Here is a 17,270-nt window from a genome sequence, read left to right on the forward strand (position 1 = left end):
TTTGGTGGCGATAGCGGAGGGGTTCCACACGTACCCATCCCGAACACGACCGTTAAGCCCTCCAGCGCCGATGGTACTTGGACCGCAGGGTCCTGGGAGAGTAGGACGTTGCCAAGCAAAAGTGAAAAAGGATGGTAACCTTAGCAGGTTATCATCCTTTTTTTTATGTATTTTGTGGATGGACACCTGCTTCTAAGGTTGACAGAGAGAAGATGCTTTGCGACACTCTAAGTGCGTATTTTTTTAAAAGGTCCAAGTATACGAGCGAGGTGACGAAGTTATGAAGATCAGGCAATTACAACGTGAGGAATTTGAAGCAGCTATTGAATTATCCCAGTATGCTTTTCAGTTTACAATGCCCCCGGAGGATCTGGAGAAAGCTAAGAAGAAATTCAAACCAGTACAAACATGGGGAATCTTCGACGGGCACGAATTGAATGCTAAACTGACTTTGCTGCCGCTACAAGTATACATACATGGTCAGGTTTTTGATATGGGGGGCATTGCTGGTGTGGCAACGTGGCCGGAAAAGCGTCGCGGGGGTATGGTTTCACGTTTGTTGACGCATGCGCTTGAAGAGATGAAGACTGCAGGACAAAGCCTTTCTTTTCTGCATCCATTCTCATTTGCCTTTTATCGTAAATTTGGATGGGAAACATATACGGAGTACAAAAAGTACGTCATTCCAATTGATAAATTCCCTGCTAAACTTAAAACAGAAGGTATAGTCAAACGGGATATCAAAAATATTTCAGAATTGGACCAAGTGTATCAATCGTATGCTTCACGTTACAATGGTATGCTGGTGCGAGATAAGGAATGGTGGCAGGAACGGATTTTAAATGAAAATTATCGAACTGTAGTATATTACACGGATGCAGGCGATCCTCAGGGATATGCACTATACAAAATAGAAGATAAACAGTTAAATTGTGATGAGTTGGTATATGAAAATGAGACGGCACGTCGGGCTTTGTGGACTTATTTTGCAAATCATGACTCAATGATAACCCAAGGTAAATTTATTTACGTTCCAGCAGATGACAACCTGCCCTTTTTACTCGATGATCCGCGAATACAACAGGAAACGGTACCTTATTTTATGGGGCGTATTGTGGATGCAGTTGCTTTTGTAGAGAGATACCCTTTTGAGCAGATTGGAGAGGAAACAAGTTTGACCTTACATCTGACAGATCGGTATGCTCCTTGGAATGAAGGAGTATGGAGATTAACAATTACTATGGAGGGGCAAGGGCATTTGGCAAGAGTGGATACAAGCAATTTATCTGACAACGCCTTATCAGCTGACTTGAAACTGGGGATTCAGTCATTAACAACTTTAATGCTCGGCTACCAGCAAGCTGATAACCTGTCTAATTGGGGGCGTATTGAAGGAAGCAGTAAGTCTGTGGCTGCACTTAAACGTGTAATACCAATAAAACAAACGTTCTTATTGGATTTTTTCTGATAAAGCTCCAATTGGTTCTTCTTAATGTCCAACTTTTTTTAACCAAATTGGATGTGGTTTATCATAATGACTCAAAGCTCTTTCCATAATGGGAAGAGTTTTTTGTAATATGGTATAAAACATAATTAGATTGCGAAAAATGGTATTGACCCCTTGGCAAAAATGAAATTTGTGCTATAATACGAATATAGTCAAAGAAAGTCAAAGTCAATTGGAATCAGTGTGATTCCACAAAAGTATTATGTTGTTGGATTGGCCGTATATAACAATTTGACAGCAAAAAAGTAAAAAATAACGACCTGATTTGCGTATAGTTAGGAGCTGCTTCTTATGTACAGAAGAGAAGTGTATGATTTATCGCAAATAAAGGTCACACTAGAAACGAAACGGTACAATTCCAATGGATGTACAACAGGCAATAGCCTGAATGCAGCTTAGATTCGTGACTATATCGTTTGGTTAAGTTCAATATACGGCGGACTCTGTGGAGCGTGAAATGTACTTGAATACTTGCGTTTCCGTTAGTGGAGGATGATGAAATGCGCAATGTTTCCGACATTATTGAACAATATTTGAAGAGCATGCTGCTGGAAAGTCCCCAAGGCTTAGTGGAGATTCAGCGCAATGATCTGGCTGACCGCTTTTCCTGCGTACCGTCGCAAATTAATTATGTAATTAGTACCCGGTTTACGCTGGAAAAAGGTTATGTGGTGGAAAGTAAACGCGGTGGTGGAGGCTATATTCGAATTCAGCGAATTCAATTACCTGCACAACATGCGATCCATACACACCTTCATCAGAGCATCGGGGAGGAAATTAGCCAATCGGCAGCAGAAGGACTGATTTATCAGTTAGAGGAAGCTCATTTTTTAAGCAAAAGGGAAGCTGGTCTAATGAAGGCTGCTTTATCAAGAGATACATTATTGCTAAAGCTTCCCTATCGTGACCAACTGCGAGCAAGATTGCTTAAGGCTATGCTGATCTCGTTGCTGGCGGCCAAATAGCTAGTATCCACTAACCAGTGAATAGAGATTTGCAATTCAGATGTAGGGATTTGTAAAAATCCTGACGTTGAAGGAGGTGCTTTTATGCTGTGCCAAGAATGTAATATGCGGCCGGCAACTTTGCATTTCACCAAAATTGTGAATGGCGAAAAGACAGAGTTTCATATTTGTGAGACATGTGCGAAGGAAAAAGGGGAGATGATCCCTGGAACACCTAATGGCTTTTCGATTCATAGCTTGTTGTCGGGGATGTTGGATTTTGACTCCAGCACAAAGAGCCAGTCTTCAGGTCACACTGTTCCCCAAAATCTGCAATGCAAGGATTGCGGTATGACTTATACACAGTTTAGTAAGCTAGGACGTTTTGGATGTCCATCATGCTATCAATATTTTGATAGTCGTCTGGACCCTCTGTTCAAGCGTGTGCATGGTAGTACGAGTCATGTTGGAAAAGTTCCGGTCCGTACTGGAGGCCGATTAAAGGTTAAACGGCAAATTGATGATTTGAAAAAAGAGATGCAACAACACATTGTACAGGAAGAATTCGAATCAGCTGCTGAGCTTAGGGATCAAATCAGAAAGCTTGAAAAAGAAATGACTGAAGAGTAAAGTTTGTGAAGAGTAGGAGGGAATGCGTGATGCCCAATATCCGATTTACGGAAAAGCCGCTAAGTGATTGGATGCGTGGTGATGCTGCGGATTCGGAGATTGTCATTAGCAGCCGGGTAAGAATTGCGCGTAACTTGCAGCATCTGCCTTTTCCCATGCTTGCTACCAATCAGCAGTCGGAAGAAGTGCTTCAATGCTTAACGGATATCCTTCAGTATGATGATTTGCGTCGTTTTGGTACTTTTCATACCTTGAAAATATCCGAGTTGGATGAGATCGACAAGCAGGTACTGGTTGAGAAGCACTTAATTAGTCCTAATTTGGCGAACGAATCTCGCAACGGTGCTGTGTTGATTAGTGATGATGAATCAGTTAGTGTTATGATAAATGAAGAGGATCATCTGCGTATTCAGTGCTTATATCCGGGATGTCAGGTGAGAGAAGCCTGGGAACGCGCTATGGTCATTGATGATGCATTTGAAGCGCATGTTGATTATGCATTTGATGATCGGAGAGGTTTTCTGACCAGTTGTCCGACGAATGTCGGCACAGGTATGCGAGCTTCGGTGATGATGCATTTACCCGCATTAGTTATGACTCACCAAATCAATCGTATATTGTCCGCTGTTTCACAGGTAGGTCTTACGGTTCGCGGCATTTATGGTGAAGGCAGCGAAGCAGTTGGAAATTTATTCCAGGTATCTAATCAGATTACCTTGGGACAAACCGAAGCGGAAATTATCGAAAATCTGCATGGCGTGGTGCTGCAAATTATAGAGCACGAACGTTCTGCCAGAGAACGATTGATGAATGAATCCATGCTGCGGATTACAGATCGGGTGATGCGTTCATTCGGTATTTTGTCATATGCAGCAGTTTTGGATTCCAAGGAGGCTGCACAGCGGCTGTCCGATGTACGTCTCGGTGTAGATTTAGGGATTTTGGAGCGTCCTTCCATTGCAGCGATGAATGAGCTTAATGTGATGACGCAACCTGGCTTTCTGCAAAAAAGCTTTGGGGATAAAATGAATACCGGTGAGCGCGATATGTACCGGGCGAAGCTGATCCGGCAAAAATTAGGCACAACCCTTTAATATATAGAATGATCTGAAATACACATTGTGGAGGTGCAGGATATATGATGTTTGGAAGATTTACGGAACGTGCACAGAAAGTGCTTGCCTTGGCCCAGGAAGAAGCTGTTCGATTGGGACACAACAACATTGGCACAGAGCACATTTTGCTAGGACTCATTCGTGAAGGCGAAGGAATAGCAGCGAAAGCCTTAATCGGTTTAGGGCTGGGACTGGAAAAAATCCAGGATGAAGTGGAAACACTGATTGGACGCGGTCAAGAGCAACCGACGAACATTGCCTATACTCCACGTGCCAAAAAAGTCATTGAGCTGTCTATGGATGAAGCGCGTAAATTGGGTCATACCTATGTAGGTACCGAGCATATTTTGCTAGGTCTTATTCGTGAAGGTGAAGGCGTGGCAGCACGTGTTCTGAACAACCTGGGTATCAGTCTGAACAAAGCGCGTCAGCAAGTGCTTCAATTGCTCGGCAGCAGCGAGGCGGTTTCCAGCCATCACGGTGCTCCAGCGAATGTCAGCACGCCAACCTTGGACAGTCTGGCACGCGATCTGACAGCTTCTGCGAAGGAAAACAACTTGGACCCCGTTATTGGGCGCAGCAAGGAAATTGAGCGCGTTATTCAAGTGCTCAGCCGCCGTACAAAGAACAATCCTGTTTTGATTGGTGAACCTGGGGTAGGTAAAACAGCGATTGCCGAAGGATTGGCACAAAAAATCATAGCGAATGAGATTCCTGAAACGTTGCGCGACAAACGCGTAATGACACTCGATATGGGCTCTGTAGTAGCAGGCACTAAATATCGTGGTGAATTTGAGGATCGCTTGAAGAAGATTATGGACGAGATTCGTCAAGCCGGAAATATCGTACTGTTCATTGATGAGCTGCATACGCTGATTGGTGCTGGTGGAGCGGAAGGCGCAATTGATGCGTCCAACATCCTGAAACCTGCTCTGGCACGTGGCGAGCTGCAATGTATCGGTGCTACTACGCTGGATGAATATCGCAAATATATTGAAAAAGATGCCGCTTTGGAGCGTCGTTTCCAACCTATTACAGTGGATCAACCTTCTCCAGAAGAAGCAATCCAAATCTTGTATGGTCTGCGCGACCGTTACGAAGCGCATCACCGTGTAAAAATCACGGATGAGGCTATTGAAGCTGCAGTAAGATTGTCAGATCGTTATATTACTGATCGCTTCCTACCGGATAAGGCTATTGACCTTATTGATGAAGCAGGTTCCAAGGTAAGGCTGAATTCCTATACAGTACCGCCAAACCTGAAACAGCTGGAAAACCGTCTGGAAGATATCCGCAAGGAAAAAGATTCAGCGGTACAAAGTCAGGAGTTTGAAAAGGCAGCTGCACTGCGAGATACAGAGCAAAAGATTCGTGAAGAGCTGGATGTCACTAAAAACCAATGGAAAGAACAACAGGGGCGTACAGATTCCGAAGTTACACCAGAGGATATCGCTCAGGTTGTTGCCATCTGGACTGGTGTCCCAGTCAGCAAGCTAAAAGAAGAAGAAACACATCGTTTGCTGAATATGGAGCAACTGTTGCATGAACGCGTGATTGGACAGGACGAAGCTGTTAAGGCAGTAAGCCGGGCGATTCGCCGGGCACGCGCCGGTCTGAAAGATCCGAAGCGTCCAATCGGCTCCTTTATTTTCCTCGGTCCAACTGGGGTTGGTAAAACAGAGCTGGCACGCGCCTTGGCTGAATCTATGTTTGGTGATGAAAATGCGGTTATCCGTATTGATATGTCCGAATATATGGAGAAGCACTCCACATCCCGTCTGGTAGGAGCGCCTCCAGGGTACGTTGGATATGAAGAAGGCGGTCAACTGACTGAGAAGGTACGTCGTAAGCCTTACTCTGTTGTGTTGCTGGATGAAATTGAAAAGGCACACCCAGAAGTATTCAATATTCTGCTGCAAGTGTTGGAGGATGGACGTCTGACGGATTCCAAAGGTCGTGTTGTTGACTTCCGTAACACACTCATCATCCTAACTTCCAACGTTGGTGCGCAGGCAATCAAACGTAACTCCACGCTTGGCTTTACAGCTGTTGTGGACGCTGGGGCGGATTACGATAACATGAAGGGCAAAGTGATGGATGAACTGAAGAAAAGTTTCCGTCCTGAGTTCTTGAACCGGATAGATGAAATTATCGTTTTCCATTCTCTCGAAGAAAAACATATTGCCGAAATTGTTTCACTCATGTCTGAGGAGCTGCGTAAGCGTCTGAATGAGTATGAGGTGGACTTTGAGTTGACAGATAAGGCTAAGAATTTCCTTGCCAAGGAAGGCTTCGATCCAGCGTATGGTGCGCGTCCATTGCGTCGTGCAATCCAGAAGCATATTGAAGATCGCCTGTCCGAGGAACTGTTGACTGGAAACATTTCTAAAGGCGACTCTCTCTACATTGATGAAGAGAACGGTGCATTGACAGTAACGAAAAAGGATAATGTATCCGCGAAGTCCTAAAGCAGTTTAGTAAATAAAACATTAGAAAAGGGTGTCTCGCAGGCTGGAAAGCTATTGCGAAGGCACCCTTTTTGTGTATTGAATACCTTGAAAGGGTAGGCTAAAAGCTTTGGGAAAGTTTGTGATATTGCTTTACGTCCGCCAAGCTTCAATGGTAAACTTTTATTGTTACAGCTCTTTCAGGTGCTGTGTGAAGATAAATTCGACATCATCGTCGTCAAGAAGGAGCCAGGGAATAAAGTATGGCTAAAGTGAAAACTAAATTTTCCTGTACGGAATGTGGCTATGAATCGCCTAAATGGTACGGAAAATGTCCTGGATGCCAGGCATGGAATTCCATGGTCGAAGAAACGGAAAGCGTTGTAAAAACTCAAGGAATGGGATCTTCCCTTCTTACTCATAGCACAAAAGACAAACCGCTTCCTATTATTGAAGTGGAAAGTGGCAAAGAAACACGAATCTTGACGGGAATTGGTGAATTAAATCGTGTACTTGGTGGAGGTGTGGTGCCAGGTTCACTTGTTCTGGTGGGTGGTGATCCGGGGATCGGCAAGTCTACGCTTATGCTGCAAACCTCTAATGAGCTGGCTTTAACTGGTTTAAAGGTTCTGTACGTGTCTGGTGAGGAATCCGTCCGCCAAACAAAGCTACGTGCAGATCGCCTCGGTGCCTTGTCTCCCAGTCTGTACGTATTATGTGAGACGAATTTGGAGACGATTGAAGAAGCAGTAGACAGCTTGAAGCCAGAATTTTTGGTCATCGACTCGATACAGACTGTATATTTGCCTGAGGTGACAAGTGCGCCTGGTAGTGTAGCTCAGGTACGCGAGTGTACTTCACGATTTATGCGGATTGCCAAAGGATTAGGTATTGCTACAGTACTGGTAGGGCATGTGACCAAGGAAGGCGCTATTGCAGGTCCGCGTTTGTTGGAGCATATGGTTGATTGTGTACTTTATTTTGAAGGAGAGCGTCATCATACGTATCGGCTGTTGCGTGCGGTTAAGAATCGTTTTGGTTCTACGAATGAAATTGGTATTTTTGAAATGGCCGAAAGTGGTTTGCGTGAGGTGGCGAATCCTTCTGAACTCTTCCTGTCCGAACGGCCACTGGGGGTGGCTGGTTCCACTGTCGTTGCCAGTATGGAGGGAACCCGACCTGTATTGGTTGAACTGCAGGCACTAATTGCAGCTACACATTTTCCATCTCCACGCCGAATGGGTACGGGGATCGACCATCATCGGATGGGATTAATCATTGCCGTTCTAGAAAAGCGGATGGGCATGTTTTTGCAAAACCAGGACGCTTATCTCAACGTTGCTGGAGGCGTGAAGCTGGATGAACCAGCGGTGGATTTAGCTATAGCGGTGAGCATTGCTTCCAGCTTTAGGGATGCTCCTACCAAGCCGTACGATGTGATTTTTGGTGAAGTAGGGCTGACAGGCGAGGTGCGGGCTGTATCCCGAGCAGAACAGCGAGTGCGAGAAGCGGAGAAATTAGGTTTCAAACGGGTGATCATGCCCGAGAAAAGCTTAAAGGGCTGGACACATCCGAAAGGGATACAAATTATAGGAGTTGGAACGGTGGCAGATGCACTGGCAGCTGCATTAGATTAGGGGGCATTGAGAATGAAGGAAGCGAGCCAACTGGATAAAATGAACGATTTGCTGCGGCTTGTGGCACCGGGAACTCCCTTTCGCGACGGATTGGAAAACGTTTTGCGTGCCAAAACGGGTGCTCTTCTGGTCGTTGGCTATAGCCCGGAAGTAATGGAAGTCGTGGATGGCGGTTTCTCTATTAATTGTGATTTTTCACCGAACTATTTGTATGAGCTGGCTAAAATGGACGGCGCAATCATATTGAGCGAGGATTTAAAACGAATTTTATATGCCAATACGCAATTGATTCCTGACTCCTCCATTTCGTCCATAGAAACAGGGATTCGGCATCGGACGGCGGAACGAGTTGCGAAGCAGACTGGCAAACTGGTTGTGTCTATTTCCCAGCGTCGTAATATTATTACGTTGTATCAGGGGACTTTACGGTATGCGCTCAAGGAAATCGGGGTTATCTTAACGAAAGCTAATCAGGCCATTCAGACGCTGGAAAAATATAGATCCGTATTGGGGCAAGCCTCAACCAATTTAACTGCATCTGAATTCGAAGAGCTGGTTACCATGCCAGAGGTTGTTAATGTCATTCAACGGATCGAAATGGTGCTGCGCATCAAAATGGAGATCAAACGATTTATTAACGAGCTCGGAAATGAGGGCAGGCTGATTAGCATGCAGATGGAGGAGCTTGTCAGCAATATCGAGGAAGAAGCTTGGTTGCTGTATAAGGATTATGCCAAAGACGACAGCGACGAGAAGATTCGTGAAATTATATTGGGACTCAAACGTTCTACGGACGACGAATTACTGGATGTGAATCATATTGTACGTTTATTAGGCTATCCTTCTTCAGCAGCGACATCAGAAGAATATATTGCTGCACGCGGATATCGGGTATTGAACAAAATACCTCGTTTGCCAAATGTGATTATTCATAATCTGGTGGAGCGATTTGGGCGTTTTCCACATGTCATGACAGCAACGATTGAAGAACTAGATGAAGTAGATGGCATAGGAGAGGTTCGTGCACGTACGATTAAAGAAGGGCTTAAACGTTTGCAGGAACAAGTTTTCATTGACAGACAAATGTAAATGTAATACAGTGAAAGGATTATAATGGAACAATTCATACATTGAGGTGAAGAGATGATTACCAAATCAATTCCGAACATGTGTACCTTGGGTAACTTGTTTCTCGGAATGATCGCCATTTTATTGGCCGTAGACGGAAAATACAGCCTTGCCGCTATTATGGTTATTGTCGCCATGTTGTTGGACGGACTGGATGGAAGGATGGCCCGGGCTCTGAATGCCCAGAGCGAATTCGGTAAAGAACTGGACTCCTTATCAGATATGATATCTTTTGGTGTTGCTCCCGCAGTTATTATGTACATGGTTGCTTTTCATGATGCGAATTCGGCTCTAGCTTGGACGGTTACAGCCATTTTTCCGATGTGCGGAGCATTGCGTTTGGCTCGCTTTAACGTACGTCCCGGTGTACCAGGTTATTTCACAGGTTTGCCCATTCCGGCAGCAGGTGGCGTATTAGCCACTTTGTCCTTATTCCATAACGAGATTTCTTTGTTATACATGTCGATTGCCATGTTGCTGGTCTCTTATTTGATGGTTAGCTCCATGAGATATCCGAATTTCAAAAAGGTCGGTCTTCCGAAAAAAGCGATCTGGATTGCTCCATGGGTCGTAATTGCAGCGGTGTTTCTGGCCGTTAAATTTCCTGATCAGCTGTCGAAGCTGATTTTTGTACCATTGGTGCTATATGCATTGTACGGTATGAAGCTGAACATTCGGAAGCTATCACGCAGACGTGGACGGGAACGAGATCGTTCTAATCAAGAAGAACAGGACGACCAATATCGTCATTCGCAACGTTAGTGTCAGACAAGAACTAGAAGAAGCATTTATTTCCTTGATTCATTCAGGGAGATAAATGCTTTTTTTATGCATAAAAAGTGAAAACACAGGGTTAGTTATGTGAGAAATGGATCATACTGGTAAGGGAAGTGCTATGTATCGAATAAATAGCAGACTATTGAAAAGAAAATAAAGGAGGTATAGAGACTCAATGTGGAGAAAGGCTATTTTAACTTTTACAGGATTGTGCGGCGCGTGGTTTGGCTATACGTTATACCAGCGGATAGGAGGCATCGTATCGTGGATGCCACAATGGTTGAGTGATGGTTCTTTACCAGGAATGGCTGTATGGATGTTAGCGGGAGCAGTGCTATTTATGGCTGGCTGCTCATTCGCAGGGGCGTCCGTGGCGAATCGATTGCAGCAGGGTATTGAAGGCTTGGTACGAATTCCGATGAATGAGATGATGGCAGGTGTGATGGGGTTAGCAGTGGGGCTGATCCTTTCCTTGGCAGTTTACCCACTCTTTTCAGGATTGGGGGCACCTGGTCTACTTATCCAGACCGCGGTTACCTTGGTATGCGGATATGTGGGATTGATGGTAGGGCTAGAAAAACGAGACGAGCTGTCATCCTTTTGGAGTTCAGGTTTTTTTGGTCGGGGAGCGGATGTAGAAGAACGCAAGCTGGAGGAACATAAAATTTTGGACACCAGCGTCATTATAGATGGGCGTATTGCGGATATTTGCAAGACAGGTTTTATTGAAGGAACCATTGTGATTCCTGAATTTGTGCTGGAGGAGCTTCAGCATATCGCAGATTCTTCAGATTTACTTAAGCGTAATCGTGGACGGCGGGGTCTGGATATTTTGAATAAAATCCAAAAAGAGCTAGATGTAAATGTGCTCATTTATGAGGGGGATTTTGAGGAAATTTCAGAGGTCGACAGTAAGCTGGTTAAGCTTGCAAAGGTGTTGCAGGGTAAAGTTGTAACTAATGATTTTAACCTGAATAAAGTATGCGAACTTCAAGGTGTGTCTGTGCTGAACATTAATGATTTGGCGAATGCAGTGAAGCCTGTCGTACTGCCCGGTGAGGAGATTATGGTGCAGATTATCAAAGACGGCAAGGAGCATGGGCAGGGGGTAGCTTATCTGGATGATGGTACGATGATTGTTGTGGAGGGTGGACGTGACTATATTGGCTCTCTCATGGAAGTGCTGGTCACAAGTGTACTTCAGACCTCTGCGGGGCGCATGATCTTTGCTAAACCGAAATTATTGGAAAAAGCTCAATAAACGAGGTATGATGAAGTAGATGTGTTATCATACGGATCGTCCAAGTGCGATCAGGGCAGGAGTTATTTGAATGAACAATCAGGTAGGAGTCGTGATTGTGGCGGCCGGGCGCGGCTCCCGTATGGGAACGCAGGAGAGCAAGCAATTTCTGCTTTTGCGAGACAAGCCCATCTTCATACATACACTTGAAATATTCGCAGCAATGCCTGAAGTGGATGAAATGGTGATGGTTACTGGAGCTGGAGATGTGGAACGTTGCAGAGACTGGGTTCATCAATACAAGATTGGTAAAAATGTACGAGTGGTGGCTGGTGGCAGTGAACGCCAGCATTCGGTTTATCGCGGTTTGCGCCACTTGCAAACAGATTGGGTGATGGTGCATGATGGTGTGCGTCCACTGATTCAACCTGAGCTTGTACGTTCATGCCTGGAGGCTGCCCAGCGTACTGGTGCTTCTGTAGCGGCAGTACCTGTAAAGGATACAATCAAGCAAGTGAACGGGGATGGTATCATTACAGCAACGCCGGATCGCCGAAGTCTGTGGAGTATTCAAACGCCACAGACTTTTCGTCTTTCCGATCTGCTGCGGGCCTATGAGGAAGCGGAGCAGTCAGGATTTTTGGGGACAGATGATTCTATGCTGGTGGAGCGGCTAGGCATTCCAGTTACTGTCGTCCAAGGCAGCTATAAAAACATCAAAATTACTACGCCTGAGGATTTGGAGATGGCGGAGTTATGGGTAAAGACAGAGGGAGAGGATATCAAATGATCAGAATAGGGCAAGGATTTGACGTCCACCAGCTAGTGGAAGGAAGGCCATGCATCATCGGAGGCGTACATATTCCGTATGAAAAAGGTTTGCTAGGTCATTCCGATGCAGACGTGCTGCTGCATGCCATTAGCGATGCTATCCTGGGTGCGCTTGGTTTGGGAGACATCGGAAAGCATTTTCCGGATAACGACCCTGAATTTAAGGACGCGGATAGTCTTAAGCTACTGGAGCATGTGTGGGGGCTGGCTAAAGAGCGGGGATATCGATTGGGGAACATTGATTCTACGATTATTGCGCAGAAGCCCAAGATGGCATCGTACATCCCGCAGATGAATGAAATCATCGCCCGGGTGCTGGAAGCAGAGGAGTCGTCCCAGGTAAATGTTAAGGCGACAACGACGGAGCAACTCGGGTTTACCGGGCGAGGCGAGGGAATTGCGGCTCAATCGGTTGTCTGTCTAATCAAGTAAATGCTATCATCTTGAGTAATTCTATTTGGAGGAGATTATATGAGCACGGAAGTTCGTGTACGCTATGCACCAAGTCCTACAGGGCATCTGCATATTGGCAATGCCAGAACAGCATTATTTAATTATTTGTTTGCCCGCAATCAAGGCGGGAAATTTATTATTCGCATCGAAGACACAGATGTGAAACGCAATATTGAAGGTGGAGAAGAAAGCCAGCTTAAATATTTGAAATGGTTAGGCATGGACTGGGATGAAAGTATAGACGTGGGCGGCGAGTTTGGACCTTATCGCCAGACCGAACGCTTGGACATCTACAGAACATACTGGCAGGATTTGCTGGATCGTGGTCTGGCATACCGCTGTTATTGCACGGAAGAGGAGCTTGAACGCGAGCGTGAAGAACAGATGGAACGTGGGGAGACACCACGTTACTCAGGAAAACACCGTGATTTAACAGAAGAACAGTGCCAAGCATTTGAAGCAGAGGGCCGTGTACCAAGTATTCGTTTTCGCGTACCTGAAGATCGTGAATATACGTTTGATGATATGGTTAAAGGTCAAATTACGTTCAATTCCAAGGAAAGCGGCGATTTTGTTATCGTCAAAAAAGACGGTATTCCGACATATAACTTCGCCGTAGCGGTTGACGACTATTTGATGAAAATATCGCATGTACTACGGGGCGAAGATCATGTATCCAATACACCGCGGCAGTTGATGATTTTTGAAGCTCTCGGCTGGGAGCCTCCACGCTTTGGTCATATGACGCTGATCGTAGGCGAGGATCACAAAAAGCTCAGCAAACGAAATGAATCCATTATTCAGTTCATGGAGCAGTACGATAAGCTGGGCTATCTGCCGGAAGCTATATTCAACTTTATTGCACTGTTGGGCTGGTCTCCGGAAGGCGAGGAAGAAATCTATGATCGGGAACAACTGATTTCGATTTTCGATCCTAATCGTTTGTCCAAAAGCCCAGCTGTATTTGATACAAACAAGCTTGCTTATTTGAATAATCATTATATTAAAAAAGCTGATCCTGAGCGGATTGCCAGCATGGCCATTCCACATTTGCAGGCAGCAGGGCTGTTACCAAATGAATTATCGACGGAACAACAGGATTGGGCTAAAGCTCTTGTCCGCTTATACCAAGAACAAATGACTTCAGCGTCTGATATTGTGGCGTTGTCTGAGTTGTTTTTTCGTTCGCATCTGGAGTTGGATGCTGATGCGGCGGCTGTTCTGGCCGAAGAGCAGGTTCCTGATGTACTTAGAGCCTTTGCAGGCAAGGTTGAAACGAGCGAGGAATTTACAGCTCCACAAATGGCCAAGCTGATCAAGGAAGTCCAAAAGGAAACTGGTTTTAAGGGGAAACAGCTGTTCATGCCGATTCGTGTGGCCCTTACAGGTCAAACTCATGGACGGGATCTGAACGAGACCATCTATTTACTTGGACGTGACAAGGTGTTGGACCGTCTTAAAGCACAAATTAAAGGCTGATATTTCTTGTCAATTTGTTGTCTTTTCGCTATAATGACTCCATTGATATGGATTGATACTTACGTGTAAAGGCTGCGAACAGGAGAAGTACACTGCATAAGGGCATCTACCAGAGAGGACGGTCGAGGGGAAACCCCAGGCTGAGAACCGTCTAGATGACCTGCGGAGGAAATGCGCCTGGGAGCCGTGCGCCCGAACCCTCGTTAGCCTACAATGCTAATGCGGCAAGGGCTTGCCGATTCGTTCCCGTTACAGGACGCCAAAGACGGACTTTTCTGCTTTTTTTGTAGCAGATATGTTCGAAGCAGAGTGGGACCACGTATATGCGTCTCTGCAGCCTAGGCTGCGGAGGCGCTTTTTCATTTTTATCAGATTCAGACTCGCTGTAGATTGAAAATTGTCGAAGCGTGCTAGTGACTACGAAAATTGGCGAAATCTGAAGTGTGATGCGGCGAGGATATGGAGGGAAGAGGAGGGCGACATGTTCAGGCATTTCAAATCCGATATTCAAACTGTTTTGGATAATGATCCGGCCGCCCGGAGTAAGCTGGAAGTCATTTTTACGTATTCTGGCGTTCATGCCCTTTGGGCACACCGAATCGCACATTGGTTTTATTTGCGAAAATGGTGTACTCTAGCCCGCGTTATATCCCAGGTATCGAGGTTTATGACAGGAATTGAAATTCATCCTGGCGCTCGTATCGGAGATCGGCTGTTCATTGACCACGGCATGGGTGTTGTCATTGGCGAAACCTGTGAAATTGGCGACGATGTCGTGTTGTATCAGGGGGTTACTCTTGGAGGGACTGGAAAAGAGAAAGGGAAGCGTCACCCCACCATTGGGAATAATGTCGTTATAGGCTCCGGTGCAAAAATATTGGGTTCATTTACGATTGGGGCGCAATCCAACATTGGCTCCAACTCGGTTGTGCTAAAAGAAGTTCCGCCAAACAGTACGGTAGTGGGCATCCCAGGGCGAGTGGTCAGACAGGATGGCAGACGTCCAGATCGACTTAGTCACCAATTGCCTGATCCGGTCGTCGATTCTATACGGTCTCTTCAAATGGAAATAGAACGATTGCGAGCAGAATTGTCTGATTTGAAGGAGGAGCAATCTGCTCAGAAACATCAGGTGACCCAAGAGAATAAATTACAAGGATAATTTTCATGAGGGAGGAACATAACGATGTCGCTTCAAATTTATAATACAATGACGAGGAGCCGGGAGCCTTTTGTGCCACTGGAGCCTGGAAAGGTTAAAATGTATGTATGTGGTCCTACAGTGTATGATTACATTCATATTGGTAATGCACGGCCTGTAATTGTGTTTGATGTGGTACGCAGCTACTTGGAGTATTTGGGCTATGATGTAAACTATGTGGTGAATTTTACGGATGTCGATGACAAGTTGATCCGCAAAGCTCGGGAACTTAATATGGAGGTTCCGGCAGTTGCTGAGAAGTTTATTGCTGCCTATCATGAGGATCTGGCAGGATTGAATGTTCCTGCTGCCAGCATAAATCCTCGTGTAACTGAGAGCATGGATCTGATTATTGATTTTATCAAGGATCTGGTAGACAAAGGCTATGCCTATGAGAATGATGGTGATGTCTTCTACCGAACCAAAAAGTTTAAAGACTACGGACAGCTGTCAGGCCAAAATTTGGAGGAGCTCCAGTTTGGGATTCGCATCAATGTGGATGAACGCAAGGAGAATGCCGAGGATTTTGTACTCTGGAAAGCAGCGAAACCGGGAGAAATTTACTGGTCAAGTCCTTGGGGAGATGGACGCCCAGGCTGGCATATCGAATGCTCTGCTATGGCTCGTCACTATTTGGGGGATACGCTGGATATTCATGGAGGCGGACAGGATCTGCAATTTCCGCATCATGAATGTGAATGTGCACAATCTGAAGTGATTACGGGTAAACCATTATCTCGCTACTGGATGCATAACGGATATATTCGCATAGATAATGAAAAAATGTCGAAATCACTCGGTAACGGTATTTTGGTTAAAGATCTGCGTGCTCGTCACAAGCCCGAGGCTTTGCGTTATTTTATGCTGTCGACACATTACCGCAATCCTTTGAACTACAACCAAGAGACGATGAGTCAGGCGGAGAATAGTGTCGAACGGATTGCCAATGCCGTCGCCAACGTAAAGCATCGTTTAGCCATTGCTTTAGAAGGTAATGGAGAAGTGTCGGCTGAGCTGCAAATGAAGCTTGACGGGATATTACGGCAATTCGAGGAAAAAATGAATGATGATTTCAATACACCTGATGCCATTACTGCGGTATTCGAGTGGGTCAGCGAAGCCAATCTTTTGTTGCAGCGTGATGTTGTCAATCAGGCGGAACTACAGGCTGTGCTGCAAACCTTCCACTCGATGAATAGTGTACTTCGCATTTATTCAGAACCGAGTGAAGAACTGCTGGATGACGAAATAGAGCAGTTAATTGCAGAACGTGTCGAAGCTCGTAAAACCAAAAACTGGGGTAGAGCGGACGAAATTCGCGATCTATTGGCTGCTAAAGGTATTGTGCTTGAAGATACGGCGCAGGGGATGCGGTGGCGGCGGAAATGAGTGATAATCCATTGAACTCAGGAGCTGTGGAAGGCGCGGGAAACTGGTTTCCGTATCCTGCGTCCAAGCCGGCTCGCTTGATGCCCCCCATTGCGTTAGCTTACATTGGTGATGCAGTGTATGAGGTGGCTGTCCGGCAATATCTGTTGGCACAGCCCAACCTGCGTCCCAATCATTTACATCGACGAGCTACAAAACTTGTCTCCGCCAAGGCACAGAGCCGTATGTTGGGATTGCTAGAAACGGTGCTGACGGATGAAGAACGTGATATTGTCCGACAAGGAAGAAATGCCAAATCAGGGAGCCTGCCCAAAAATGCTGATGTGCTTGAGTATCGGCATGCCACGGCGCTGGAAGGCTTGATTGGTTATCTTTATTGTGATGGACATTTGGACAGATTGAGAGAGTTGGTTACGTACGGAATTGCACAAATGGAAAATACCGAAAAATCATAAATTGGGAACGGATTGGATAGGTTGAGTATCGACCGTT

At 45.6% G+C, this 17,270-nt stretch carries 15 protein-coding genes and 1 rRNA gene; all 16 read left to right on the forward strand.

Features of this window, described 5'->3' with window-relative positions:
* The 16 genes from rrf to OIU26_RS25015 all read left to right on the forward strand — a co-directional run bounded on the left by rrf (position 1) and on the right by OIU26_RS25015 (position 17,233).
* Positions 1 to 117, forward strand: a 5S ribosomal RNA gene (gene rrf / locus OIU26_RS24940).
* 163 nt (positions 118 to 280) lie between these two features.
* Positions 281 to 1,468, forward strand: coding sequence for a GNAT family N-acetyltransferase (locus OIU26_RS24945; protein WP_264218352.1), 1,188 nt, complete (start codon positions 281 to 283; stop codon positions 1,466 to 1,468).
* A gap of 539 nt (positions 1,469 to 2,007) precedes the next feature.
* Positions 2,008 to 2,472 carry a CtsR family transcriptional regulator gene (locus OIU26_RS24950; protein ID WP_013373295.1) on the forward strand — a complete coding sequence of 155 codons (465 nt, stop codon included), beginning with the start codon at positions 2,008 to 2,010 and terminating at the stop codon, positions 2,470 to 2,472.
* 84 nt (positions 2,473 to 2,556) lie between these two features.
* Positions 2,557 to 3,081, forward strand: a complete 525-nt coding sequence (locus tag OIU26_RS24955) for a UvrB/UvrC motif-containing protein (RefSeq protein ID WP_013373294.1) — start codon at positions 2,557 to 2,559, stop codon at positions 3,079 to 3,081.
* Positions 3,082 to 3,110: 29 nt separating this feature from the next.
* A complete protein-coding gene (locus tag OIU26_RS24960) occupies positions 3,111 to 4,175 on the forward strand; it encodes a protein arginine kinase (RefSeq protein ID WP_264218353.1) in 1,065 nt (354 codons plus the stop codon).
* Between the two features lie 44 nt (positions 4,176 to 4,219).
* Positions 4,220 to 6,664 carry an ATP-dependent protease ATP-binding subunit ClpC gene (clpC, locus tag OIU26_RS24965; protein WP_016818634.1) on the forward strand — a complete coding sequence of 815 codons (2,445 nt, stop codon included), beginning with the start codon at positions 4,220 to 4,222 and terminating at the stop codon, positions 6,662 to 6,664.
* Between the two features lie 242 nt (positions 6,665 to 6,906).
* Positions 6,907 to 8,280 carry a DNA repair protein RadA gene (radA, locus tag OIU26_RS24970; protein WP_013373291.1) on the forward strand — a complete coding sequence of 458 codons (1,374 nt, stop codon included), beginning with the start codon at positions 6,907 to 6,909 and terminating at the stop codon, positions 8,278 to 8,280.
* A gap of 12 nt (positions 8,281 to 8,292) precedes the next feature.
* Positions 8,293 to 9,369, forward strand: a complete 1,077-nt coding sequence (gene disA, locus OIU26_RS24975; RefSeq protein WP_013373290.1) for a DNA integrity scanning diadenylate cyclase DisA — start codon at positions 8,293 to 8,295, stop codon at positions 9,367 to 9,369.
* Positions 9,370 to 9,423: 54 nt separating this feature from the next.
* Positions 9,424 to 10,170 (forward strand): CDP-diacylglycerol--serine O-phosphatidyltransferase, encoded by a 747-nt coding sequence (pssA, locus tag OIU26_RS24980; protein WP_013373289.1) that lies wholly within the window; start codon positions 9,424 to 9,426, stop codon positions 10,168 to 10,170.
* Positions 10,171 to 10,360: 190 nt separating this feature from the next.
* Positions 10,361 to 11,446, forward strand: coding sequence for a PIN/TRAM domain-containing protein (locus tag OIU26_RS24985; protein ID WP_058712142.1), 1,086 nt, complete (start codon positions 10,361 to 10,363; stop codon positions 11,444 to 11,446).
* A gap of 70 nt (positions 11,447 to 11,516) precedes the next feature.
* Positions 11,517 to 12,215: a 2-C-methyl-D-erythritol 4-phosphate cytidylyltransferase gene (ispD, locus tag OIU26_RS24990; RefSeq protein ID WP_025680007.1), complete on the forward strand. Its 699-nt coding sequence runs from the start codon at positions 11,517 to 11,519 to the stop codon at positions 12,213 to 12,215.
* A complete protein-coding gene (ispF, locus tag OIU26_RS24995) occupies positions 12,212 to 12,688 on the forward strand; it encodes a 2-C-methyl-D-erythritol 2,4-cyclodiphosphate synthase (protein ID WP_013373286.1) in 477 nt (158 codons plus the stop codon). Before ispD ends, ispF begins: the two co-directional genes overlap by 4 nt.
* 39 nt (positions 12,689 to 12,727) lie before the next feature.
* On the forward strand, positions 12,728 to 14,188 hold the full coding sequence (gene gltX, locus OIU26_RS25000) for a glutamate--tRNA ligase (RefSeq protein WP_264218354.1): 1,461 nt from the start codon (positions 12,728 to 12,730) through the stop codon (positions 14,186 to 14,188).
* A 481-nt stretch (positions 14,189 to 14,669) separates the two neighbouring features.
* Entirely contained in the window at positions 14,670 to 15,350 is a 681-nt protein-coding gene (gene cysE, locus OIU26_RS25005) for a serine O-acetyltransferase (RefSeq protein WP_013373284.1), read from the forward strand.
* Between the two features lie 24 nt (positions 15,351 to 15,374).
* Complete coding sequence (gene cysS / locus OIU26_RS25010; RefSeq protein ID WP_264218355.1) at positions 15,375 to 16,778, forward strand: cysteine--tRNA ligase; 1,404 nt, start codon at positions 15,375 to 15,377, stop codon at positions 16,776 to 16,778.
* On the forward strand, positions 16,775 to 17,233 hold the full coding sequence (locus tag OIU26_RS25015) for a Mini-ribonuclease 3 (protein WP_064795936.1): 459 nt from the start codon (positions 16,775 to 16,777) through the stop codon (positions 17,231 to 17,233). Before cysS ends, OIU26_RS25015 begins: the two co-directional genes overlap by 4 nt.
* Positions 17,234 to 17,270: the final 37 nt, after the last annotated feature.

The organism is Paenibacillus sp. BT-177 (assembly GCF_025846815.2).
GTDB classification, from domain to species: domain Bacteria; phylum Bacillota; class Bacilli; order Paenibacillales; family Paenibacillaceae; genus Paenibacillus; species Paenibacillus polymyxa_C.

Excerpts from the sequence above, each read along its gene's own strand:
- ispD (WP_025680007.1), top strand. The coding sequence starts at position 11,517 with ATGAACAATCAGGTAGGAGTCGTGATTGTGGCGGCCGGGCGCGGCTCC.
- OIU26_RS24985 (WP_058712142.1), top strand. The coding sequence starts at position 10,361 with ATGTGGAGAAAGGCTATTTTAACTTTTACAGGATTGTGCGGCGCGTGG.
- gltX (WP_264218354.1), top strand. The coding sequence starts at position 12,728 with ATGAGCACGGAAGTTCGTGTACGCTATGCACCAAGTCCTACAGGGCAT.
- OIU26_RS25015 (WP_064795936.1), top strand. The coding sequence starts at position 16,775 with ATGAGTGATAATCCATTGAACTCAGGAGCTGTGGAAGGCGCGGGAAAC.
- disA (WP_013373290.1), top strand. The coding sequence starts at position 8,293 with ATGAAGGAAGCGAGCCAACTGGATAAAATGAACGATTTGCTGCGGCTT.
- radA (WP_013373291.1), top strand. The coding sequence starts at position 6,907 with ATGGCTAAAGTGAAAACTAAATTTTCCTGTACGGAATGTGGCTATGAA.
- cysE (WP_013373284.1), top strand. The coding sequence starts at position 14,670 with ATGTTCAGGCATTTCAAATCCGATATTCAAACTGTTTTGGATAATGAT.
- OIU26_RS24945 (WP_264218352.1), top strand. The coding sequence starts at position 281 with ATGAAGATCAGGCAATTACAACGTGAGGAATTTGAAGCAGCTATTGAA.
- ispF (WP_013373286.1), top strand. The coding sequence starts at position 12,212 with ATGATCAGAATAGGGCAAGGATTTGACGTCCACCAGCTAGTGGAAGGA.
- OIU26_RS24955 (WP_013373294.1), top strand. The coding sequence starts at position 2,557 with ATGCTGTGCCAAGAATGTAATATGCGGCCGGCAACTTTGCATTTCACC.
- pssA (WP_013373289.1), top strand. The coding sequence starts at position 9,424 with ATGATTACCAAATCAATTCCGAACATGTGTACCTTGGGTAACTTGTTT.
- OIU26_RS24960 (WP_264218353.1), top strand. The coding sequence starts at position 3,111 with ATGCCCAATATCCGATTTACGGAAAAGCCGCTAAGTGATTGGATGCGT.
- clpC (WP_016818634.1), top strand. The coding sequence starts at position 4,220 with ATGATGTTTGGAAGATTTACGGAACGTGCACAGAAAGTGCTTGCCTTG.
- cysS (WP_264218355.1), top strand. The coding sequence starts at position 15,375 with ATGTCGCTTCAAATTTATAATACAATGACGAGGAGCCGGGAGCCTTTT.
- OIU26_RS24950 (WP_013373295.1), top strand. The coding sequence starts at position 2,008 with ATGCGCAATGTTTCCGACATTATTGAACAATATTTGAAGAGCATGCTG.